The sequence below is a fragment of the Acinetobacter endophylla genome (assembly GCF_053543775.1).
Genome location: NZ_JBLVOM010000245.1, coordinates 144565 through 153597, shown reverse-complemented (window position 1 = coordinate 153597; position 9033 = coordinate 144565). Strand labels below are relative to the sequence as shown.

Below are 9033 nucleotides of genomic sequence, written 5' to 3'. Positions count from 1 at the left end.
CCTAAAATTTGTTCTGGTGACCAGTCCAAGCCAATCAAGTAATCAATATAAGCGAAGGCAAATGCTGTCATGGGTGATGAAGGACGGTACCGTCTTTGACTTGCAAATTTCGCTGCCTGTTGAGCTCTATATCCACGTTGCCCAGTATTTCTTTTTAATTCACGGTAGATGGTTGATCGTGAACGCCCTAACTCCCGAGCAAGGCTAGCGATTGAACTTTTACTTTTCAAAGTAGCATAAATTTCGTATCTTTCATCTTGAGAAAGTTGGGTGTATTTCTTCATTGTGTGCTTTCCAATTGCGAGTTGAAAAAGTCCAATGATTCTACGAATACACCTAACTTTTTCAACTAACTACAAATGTGTCGCACTTGAGATTTGAATCTGCGATCAAAATTAAGCCGATTTTCGCGAGTTTAATTGTCCCTTGATCACCGCTTTGACATTGCCTTTCAGATACTGCAAAAAGACTTTTAGTGGTGAGAGTTTCGGATTAGGCTGCTTGCCTTTGGCAATTTCCTTAAACTGCGCGGCATACCAGATGATTTCCATAATCGCCATCTTGTCGACCATTGGAATACCGGTTTTAATTTTCTCAACCGCATAACGTACATCCTGCCCTGCAACCAGACGATTGCCCAAGTCAGGTTCTACTGCAAAGGGACGTGCAATCCCGACAAAATCACAAGCACCACTGTCGAGCGCAGCATTCATGCCTTCAACAGTTCGGAATCCACCAGTGACCATGATATGACACTTCACTTCCTGCCGGATTTTTTCGGCAAAATCGAGGAAATAGGCTTCACGGGCAATGGTCGAGGCCTTGCGCTTGTCTGCTTTCACGCCGGCCATCGCAGGTGCTTCATAGCTACCACCTGACACTTCAATGATATCAATGCCTGCAGCGTCCATCGCCTTAAAGACATAGATGACATCTTCTTCGCTAATACCACCGCGCTGGAAATCAGCTGAATTCAGCTTGACTGAAATAATAAAATTTTCCGAAGTCGCAGCACGTACGGCCTGATAGGTTTGCAGCAAGAAACGGGTACGATTCTCAATACTACCACCCCATTGATCCTGCCGCTTATTGGTCAGCGGTGACAGAAACTGACTGATCAGATAACCATGTGCACCATGTAACTGCACCCCCTCAAATCCTGCTTTTTCACAGATGGCAGCCGAAGTGGCAAAGCGCTGGATAATATCCAGGATTTCATCTTCACGCAGTTCCCGTGGGGTTCCGAAGCTCATTGCCAAAGCCGGACTAAAGGGTACTGCGGACGGTGCAACTGTTTCTTTATTCAGGCCCTTGGGACACTGGCGGCCCGGATGCGACAACTGGACCAGTTGTACCATACCATGTTGTTTGCCTACGTCGGCCCAGACTTTGAGCTGCGCCAGATCGCGTTCTGTTTCTACCACTACGACGCCCGGTTCATTCTTGGCACGATAATCCACCATGACATTACCCGTAATAGCACAACCCAAGCCACCTTCGGCCCATGCTTCATACAACTTGAAATGCGCCTGATTGGGCTGGCCGGCATCATTGGCCAGTGCTTCACTCATGGCACCTTTAATGATGCGATTTTTAAAAGTGGTATTACGAATTTGAATGGAATCGGCCAATTGAGTCATGATCTGTCCTGATACGTTACTTTTATTTTGTACTCGTTTATAACGTAAGCCAGAACAATTGACAATCAGTCTTGTCAAATTTACACAATTTTTATCTGCTTATTTTTTCATGATTAAAGATTTTTGTGATTTAGTTTCTTGGATCAAAAACATCCCGTACCGCTTCTCCCATATAGATTAGCAAACTCAGTACAATTGCCAAACTAAAGAATCCCGACAATGCCAGCCACGGTGCATTTAAGTTGTTTTTGACCTGAAGCAAGAGTTCCCCTAGGGATGCCGACTCGGGTGGCAAACCATACCCTAAAAAATCCAGCGCTGTCAGTGCAGTAATATTGGCGGTTAGCATAAAAGGTAACTGTGACAGGCTAGAACCTATCACATTGGGGAGAATATGTTTGAACATGATCCGTCCATCCCCGGCCCCAATACTTCTTGCTGCCCAGACGTATTCCAGATTTCTGGCGCGCAAAAACTCAGCGCGCACCATACTCACCAGTGTGGTCCAGCCAAATAACAGCATGATCAGAAATAGCCAGTAAATACTCGGGGTAAACAGACTGACCAGTACCATCACCATAAACAGCATCGGCAAACCGCTCCAGACTTCGAGTATGCGTTGCCCGATCAGGTCAATCCATCCACCATAATAACCCTGAATTGCCCCTGCTAAAATTCCCAGCACCGCAGACAATAAAGTCAGAGCAAAACCAAACAGTAATGAAATCCTTAAACCATATAGAATCCGTGCCAGAACATCACGGCCCTGATCATCTGTTCCCAGCCAGTTTTGCGCACTCGGGGGCGATGGCACCGGTTCAGCCAGTTCAAAATTTGGCGTTTGATAGGAAAACGGAATGATGGGCCAGATCGCCCAGCCTTTTTCTGCAATCAGTTGCTGTACGGCAGGATCTTTATATTCTGCTTCTGTCTCAAATACCCCACCAAAAGTGGTTTCCGGATAGGATTTCAGGATGGGCAGATAAAAAGCATGATCATATTTCACCAGCAAGGGTTTATCGTTAGCAATCAGTTCTGCACCCAAGGAAATGATGAAAATAGCACTGAAAATAATGAAGCAGCTAAAGCCCAGCGTATGCTGCTTAAAACGTTGCCAGCGTACTTGCATCAAGGAAGACATTATTGTGATCCTCGACGTGAACTGAAATGAATTCTTGGATCAATCAGTTGATAGAGCAAATCGCTGAGTAAACGCAGTATCAGACCGAGCAAGGTGAAAATAAACAAAGTACCAAAAATCACCGGATAGTCACGCTGGATAATTGCCTCAAACCCTAAAACACCTAACCCATCCAGATTAAAAATAATCTCGATAAACAGGTTGCCCACGAAAAACACCCCGATCAGAACTTCGGGCAAACCTGCGATGAGCACTAAAATGGCATTCCGGAATACATGCCGATATAGCACTGCATATTCAGTTAAACCTTTTGCCCGTGCAGCCAGGACATATTGCTTGCTCAGCTCTTCAACAAAGGAAAATTTGACCAGATAGGTCAAACTGGCAAATCCGCCGAGCACCATGGCCAACAGCGGCAAGGCCATATGCCAGAAATAATCCTGAATTTTCGCAAAGAATGAGAGTTCAGCAAAATTTTCAGAGCGAATTCCCTGCAAGGGAAACCATTGCAGATAAGACCCGCCAGCAAAAAAGACGATGAGTAAAATGGCAAAAATAAAGGCTGGAATGGCATAGCCCACGGCCAAAACTAGAGAGGTGGTCTGATCAAATAGACTGCCATGTTTTCGGGCTTTTCTGATTCCTAAAGGAATGGAGACCAGATAAATCAGCAAGGTACTCCATAGGCCTAAAGAAAGCGATACGGGCAATTTTTCCCAGATGAGTTCAGTCACAGGCTTGTCTTTGAAAAAACTCTGTCCCAGATCAAACTGCGCATAACGCGTTACCATTTCCCAAAAGCGGATATGCAGCGGCTGGTCAAAGCCGTACTGGATATTGATCTTCTCAAGCATCTCCGGTGTGAGGCCTTGCTTTCCCTGATACTGCAATCCGGTATGCGCCAAACTATTAACCTGTTGCGCCTGATAAATCGCCTGCTCCACCGGACCACCGGGTGCCAGCTGGATCACCATGAAATTGATCAGCAAAATGATCAGCAAGGTTGGAATCATCAGCAACAGACGTTTGAGAATATAAGTGCTCATGGCACTCCCTGATAGGCTTGGAGCTTAATGCTGTTTGAAATAATCAGCCACATGTCTGGCCTTTGCCGCATCGACCCACCAGTAATCAATCCCGGCGGAGAGTTTAGGTTTTCGTTGCGGCTGCTGATACATATTCCAGTAAGCATACCAGTATTCGCCCGTACCATAAGTCAGAATATGATAATAGCCTGCACGCAGTAAACGGTCTAATGCTCGGGTACTATTCACCAGCTGTTCACGGTTTTGAGCCTGAGTCACCTGCTGAATGACAGCATCAATGGCCGGATTTCGAATGCCGGCAGAATTATAATTACCTGGCTGCGTGGCGGCCTGACTGCCCCAGAACTGTTTCTGCTCCTGCCCCGGTGTCAGGGATTGCGGCATGGTATCAACAATCATATCAAACTGATAATTCCGCAGCCGTTCATAATATTGCGCGGTTTCTACCATACGAATGCTGGCCTGAATGCCCAAGCGTTTTAAATGACGCAGATATGGCATCAGATCACGCTGTTGCTCCGCCTGATGCAACAGGAACTCAACTTGTACCGGTTGACCCGAAGCATTAATCAACTTCCCCTGTTGATAACGATAGCCTGCCTTTAATAGCAATTGACGGGCTTTTAACAGATTGTTCCGGTTAAAACCGGAGGCATCTGACTGAGGATATTTCCAGTCCTGCAGTACAGCCTGACGTTGAACCGGATCAAGCTGCTTTAAATGGGGTTTTAAAATGTGCAGTTCTTGAATGCCTGGCCGTCCATAAGATGCAAGCTCGCTATTGGAAAAAAAGCTGTTCAGGCGCTGATATTCACCATAGAACATGGCTTTATTCAGCCATTCAAAGTCATAGGCAAAACTCAAGGCTTGCCGGAAACGGATATCGGCAAAAGGCTGACGGCGGGTATTGAATATCAGACTCTGGGTCGGAATCGGGTTGTGATGCTGAAAGCGGTAACGCTGCACCTGTCCTTGCTGAACGGCAGGAAACTGGTAGTCTTTCACCCAACGGTTGACCTGTTTTTCCTCATGCAAGGTAAATTGGCCCGACTTGAAAGCTTCGAACTTGATTTCAGGGCTACGATAATAACGATACTTGATCCGGTCAAAATTATAACGCCCGCGGTTGACCATCAAGTCTTTACCCCAATATCGGGGATTGCGTTTGTAGCTAATACTACGTCCAGCATCTATGTGTTCAATGACATAGGGCCCTGAACCCAGCATCGGTTTCAGCGTCAATTCTTTAAAATTACGCTTTTGCCATTCCTGTTTAGAATAAATGGGCATCTGTGCGACAATCATCGCCATTTCCGGATTATGTCCGGATTTGAAATGCATTTTGACCTGTAAAGGTGACAGGACTTCCAGCCGGTTTAAATCAGCCAGATACATCTGCAGGCCAAAATTGGACTGGGTCTGAAACAACTCAAAACTGTATTTGACATCTTGTGCAGTCACCGGCTGGCCATTGCTAAACCGTGCTTTGGGATTTAAATGAAAAATAATAAAGGCGGTTTTCTTGGGGTCAAAACTGACTTTTTCCGCCAGCAAGGGATAGTACACACCGGGCTCATCTAGTGACTTGGACAGCAAACTGTCAAAAATATAGTTGCCCCCTTCAGTGACATTGCCCTTGCCATTCATGCTGTTCAAATTATCGAAACTGCCATCAGCTGCCAGAATCAGCGTACCGCCTTTCGGTGCTTGCGGATTGGCATAAGGCAGGGATTTGGCCTGGGCATATTTCGGCTGGTTATATAGCGCGATATATGGGGTGGTAATAAGGGCTGCCCAACTGCTACTCACGAGCAGCGGGGCTAGCCAGATCAACCTGAAAGTTTTAAATAAATGAGCGAATCTCATGATCCATTCATTAATTCGGTACTTTAATCACATCGCCAATACGCAATTGCGTATTCGGTTTGAGATCATTCATTTCCGCCAGTTCATTGCTGTTCATACCATAGCGTGAAGCCAGACCGATTAAGGTATCACCGCGTTTGACTTTATAATCAGTCACCAGTTTTGGAATCTGAATGGTTTGACTGACCCTTAATCCTGCGCGTGGACTTAGATTATTTAATTGAGCCAAGTCGGTCACGCTTATGCCTAAACGGCTGGCGATTGCATTCAGGGATTCGCCTGATTTTACTGTATAGGATTCAGTTGCCTTAGAAGCTACAGGCTTAGCTGCCACTTTCACATCTTCAACTTTTTTATCTACCGGAAAGTCACCCTCAATTTTTAAACGCTGACCAATACGCACTGTGCTATTAGTATTCAGGCCGTTTAAATCTGCCAGATATTTCAGTTGTAAATGATACTGACGCGCAATAGAGCTTAAGGTTTCACCTGATTTCACCACATGCGAATCCGATTTTGCATTCTTCGTCGCAGTTTCCGCGACCACTTCACGTACCGGTTCTGTGACTTCACCACTCAGTTTCAGACGCTGCCCCACTCGTAAACCTGCATTACGTGACATGCCATTCAGGCTCGCCACTTGGTCCATTGACAGATTGTATCTTGCGGCAATGCCGGTCAGCGTATCACCCGATTGAACCGTATAGGTTTCAGGGATCTGACTGCCGGCTGGAATCTTGATGGTCTGACCTATACGTAAACCACTATTGGCAGACAACCCATTCAGTGCAGCCAATTCAGAGACACTCAGCTTGCTTTGACTGGCAATGCTATACAGTGTTTCACCGCGTTTGACTTGATAGTTTTCAGTTGCAGTCTGATCGACTTTAACATTTTCAAACTTCTGTTCAGTTTTCTGGTTAGATGTTGTTAGCTCTTCAACTTCCTGAAGTGGCACATTGATTTTTTGTCCCACCATCAAACTGCTACCGGCAGTAAGACCTGACGTCAAAGATGCCAGTTCAGCATTTGAAAGCCCGTAACGATCGGCAATCAGTTTCAGATACTCACCGCGTTTCACTGTATAGGATTTAGTCTGAACCTTGGCAGTTTCAGCTTTTTTAATCTCTTCAGCTTTTGCTTTGGACAGCCCTGTATCTTTCAATGACAGCTTTTGCCCAACGAATAGACCGCTATTGGTACTCAAGCCATTGAAATCAGCCAGTTGTTTCACACTGAAACCAAACTGATTCGCTACACTGGTCAGAGAGTCATTGGCCTGAACGACATAAGTTTCCGGCTTTTCTTTGGCTTTGCTGGCTTCCTGTACCGGTTTGGCATCATACAGATAAATGGTGGTGCCCACATACAGCGGAGAATTTGGATCAATCTGGTTCCATTTCGCTACATCACGCCAATTCACGCCATTTTTGGCCGCAATCATTGCCAGATTATCACCTGGTAATACCTTATAGGTACTGCGTTTGCCTTTTGGAGCGACCACCACCACTTCAGAATCCGTCTTGACGTAATTTTTGCCCTGATTTAGCTTGGCTTCAACCGAGTTCGCAGTGGTATTGTCAGCAACTTCTTTTGGATAAGAGAAGCCTTTGGTGAGTTCCTTGCCTTGCTGCTCAGCCACAGACAGGCTGGTTTGAATGGCAGTCAGCTTGATTTTGCCGTCATAAGGATCAACAATTTCTGTGCCTGCCGGCGCCAATGCTTTTAGTTCTTCAACCACCTGGGCCTGTTCTGCCGGTGTGGCGACAGGCTGCAGAATTTCATCCACTGTTTTCTGAATATCTTGTGCGATGACCGCCTGCTCAACTTGCTGACGCTCAGCTGCCGAAATCGGTGGTTCGACCTGAATCTGTTTCGCTGGCGCCGCAGGTGTCACAGCTACCGGAATACGCGGCGCACTTGGAATTGGCAAATCACTTTGTGCCGCAAAACTGGCCAAGGCAGATGAGCCTTTAGGCGTCGAAATCTTTTTCGTAGTCTTCGTTACAGTATTGGCCGTTGTCGCCGTACTTACCGCTGCTGTGACGACAGATGGCGTACTTACAGCTTTCGCCGGAGTCGTTGTTTTAGCAACGGTCGTTACAGGCTGATTACTAACAACCGCTGGCGGAGTCTGTTTAGAAGGCGTAATCGTTTTCGTATTTAATTCTGGCGGTGTAGCTCTGGTTGGCACCACTGTTGTGGTATTTCGCGGCAGGCTGCTCGTGTTACTCGCCCATAAACCACCTGAACCGGATAATTTTTTCAGCTTCTCATCCACTGAAGGACTTAAGTCAGCAGGAATCAGAATACGGCGCGGACTTGCAGGGTCAATATGATCACCACGATGACCCGGGTTCAATTGATACAGTTCTGCACGGCTCAAACCGGTAATCGCTGCAATTTCATTTAAACTGGCAACACCCACTGGCACTTCACGGAAATGCGGACGGTTGGCAATCGGTGGCAAGCTCACCCCATAGCTGCCGGGATTTTTAATAATTTGTGCAACCGCCAAGAAACGTGGCACGTAACTCATGGTTTCTTGTGGCAGTTTCAATGACCAATAATCGGTAGGCAGACCTGCGGCTTTATTACGGTTAATTGCCTGCTGGATACGTCCTGGGCCTGCATTATAAGAAGCAAGCGCCAATTCCCAGGAACCAAACTGGTTATACAGACTGCCCAAAAACTCATAGGCTGCACGGGTCGATTCCACCACATCACGGCGACCATCGTATAATGAGGTCTGCTTTAAACCATAAATACGGCCGGTACTTGGAATAAATTGCCATAAACCTGCCGCCGCCGCACTACTGGTCGCAGCCGGATCATAAGAACTTTCGATAATCGGTAACAGCGCCAACTCGGTCGGCATACCACGGCGTTCTGCTTCTTTTACCGTGTAATATAAATAACGTGATGCACGCGCACTTAAGCGATCCAGATAAGGCTGACGTGAAATAAACCAGCCACGCTGAGCATCAATCCGCGGATTCCAGACACTTAAGTCCATCTTGAAACCCACGGTCATGCGTTTCCAGACATCACCATGTTTCAGAATCTGTAAACGGTCACCTTCGACTGCACGCATATCCGTTGCAGAAAGTAAATCTTCGAGTCCATCCAGACTGCTGGCATCCAGATATTGTGATCCAACCTGCTTGCTTGATGCTGTTTGGGTCGCACTTTGTGTAGATGAACAGCCCGTCAGTCCTAGAGAAGCAAGCGCAGTTCCCAGTACAGAATATTTTAAAAATGTAGGTAATGTCGGCTGCCACAAAATTGCGGTTGGTTTATACATAAAGAAATCCAAACAACTCGTATATAAATTTATTTT

Annotated in this window: 6 protein-coding genes; all 6 read right to left on the bottom strand. The window is 46.3% G+C overall.

The annotated features are described in order from the left end of the window. On the bottom strand, positions 1 to 284 hold a 284-nt coding region (locus tag ACNPNW_RS12190; RefSeq protein WP_448766646.1), incomplete at its 3' end, for a helix-turn-helix domain-containing protein. Positions 285 to 395: 111 nt separating this feature from the next. Further along, a complete protein-coding gene (locus ACNPNW_RS12185) occupies positions 396 to 1640 on the bottom strand; it encodes an NADH:flavin oxidoreductase/NADH oxidase family protein (protein ID WP_144724467.1) in 1245 nt (414 codons plus the stop codon). Positions 1641 to 1770: 130 nt separating this feature from the next. Then, the gene (locus ACNPNW_RS12180; protein ID WP_423089776.1) at positions 1771 to 2781 is read right to left on the bottom strand and encodes an ABC transporter permease; all 1011 of its coding nucleotides are present in this window, start codon (positions 2779 to 2781) and stop codon (positions 1771 to 1773) included. Next, on the bottom strand, positions 2781 to 3827 hold the full coding sequence (gene yejB, locus ACNPNW_RS12175; protein ID WP_423089777.1) for a microcin C ABC transporter permease YejB: 1047 nt from the start codon (positions 3825 to 3827) through the stop codon (positions 2781 to 2783). The genes ACNPNW_RS12180 and yejB overlap by 1 nt, the downstream gene beginning before the upstream one ends. Positions 3828 to 3851: 24 nt before the next feature. Further along, positions 3852 to 5693: an extracellular solute-binding protein gene (locus tag ACNPNW_RS12170; protein WP_448766997.1), complete on the bottom strand. Its 1842-nt coding sequence runs from the start codon at positions 5691 to 5693 to the stop codon at positions 3852 to 3854. Between the two features lie 10 nt (positions 5694 to 5703). Further along, positions 5704 to 8997, bottom strand: a complete 3294-nt coding sequence (locus ACNPNW_RS12165; RefSeq protein WP_423089779.1) for a LysM peptidoglycan-binding domain-containing protein — start codon at positions 8995 to 8997, stop codon at positions 5704 to 5706. Between the last annotated feature and the right edge of the window lie 36 nt (positions 8998 to 9033).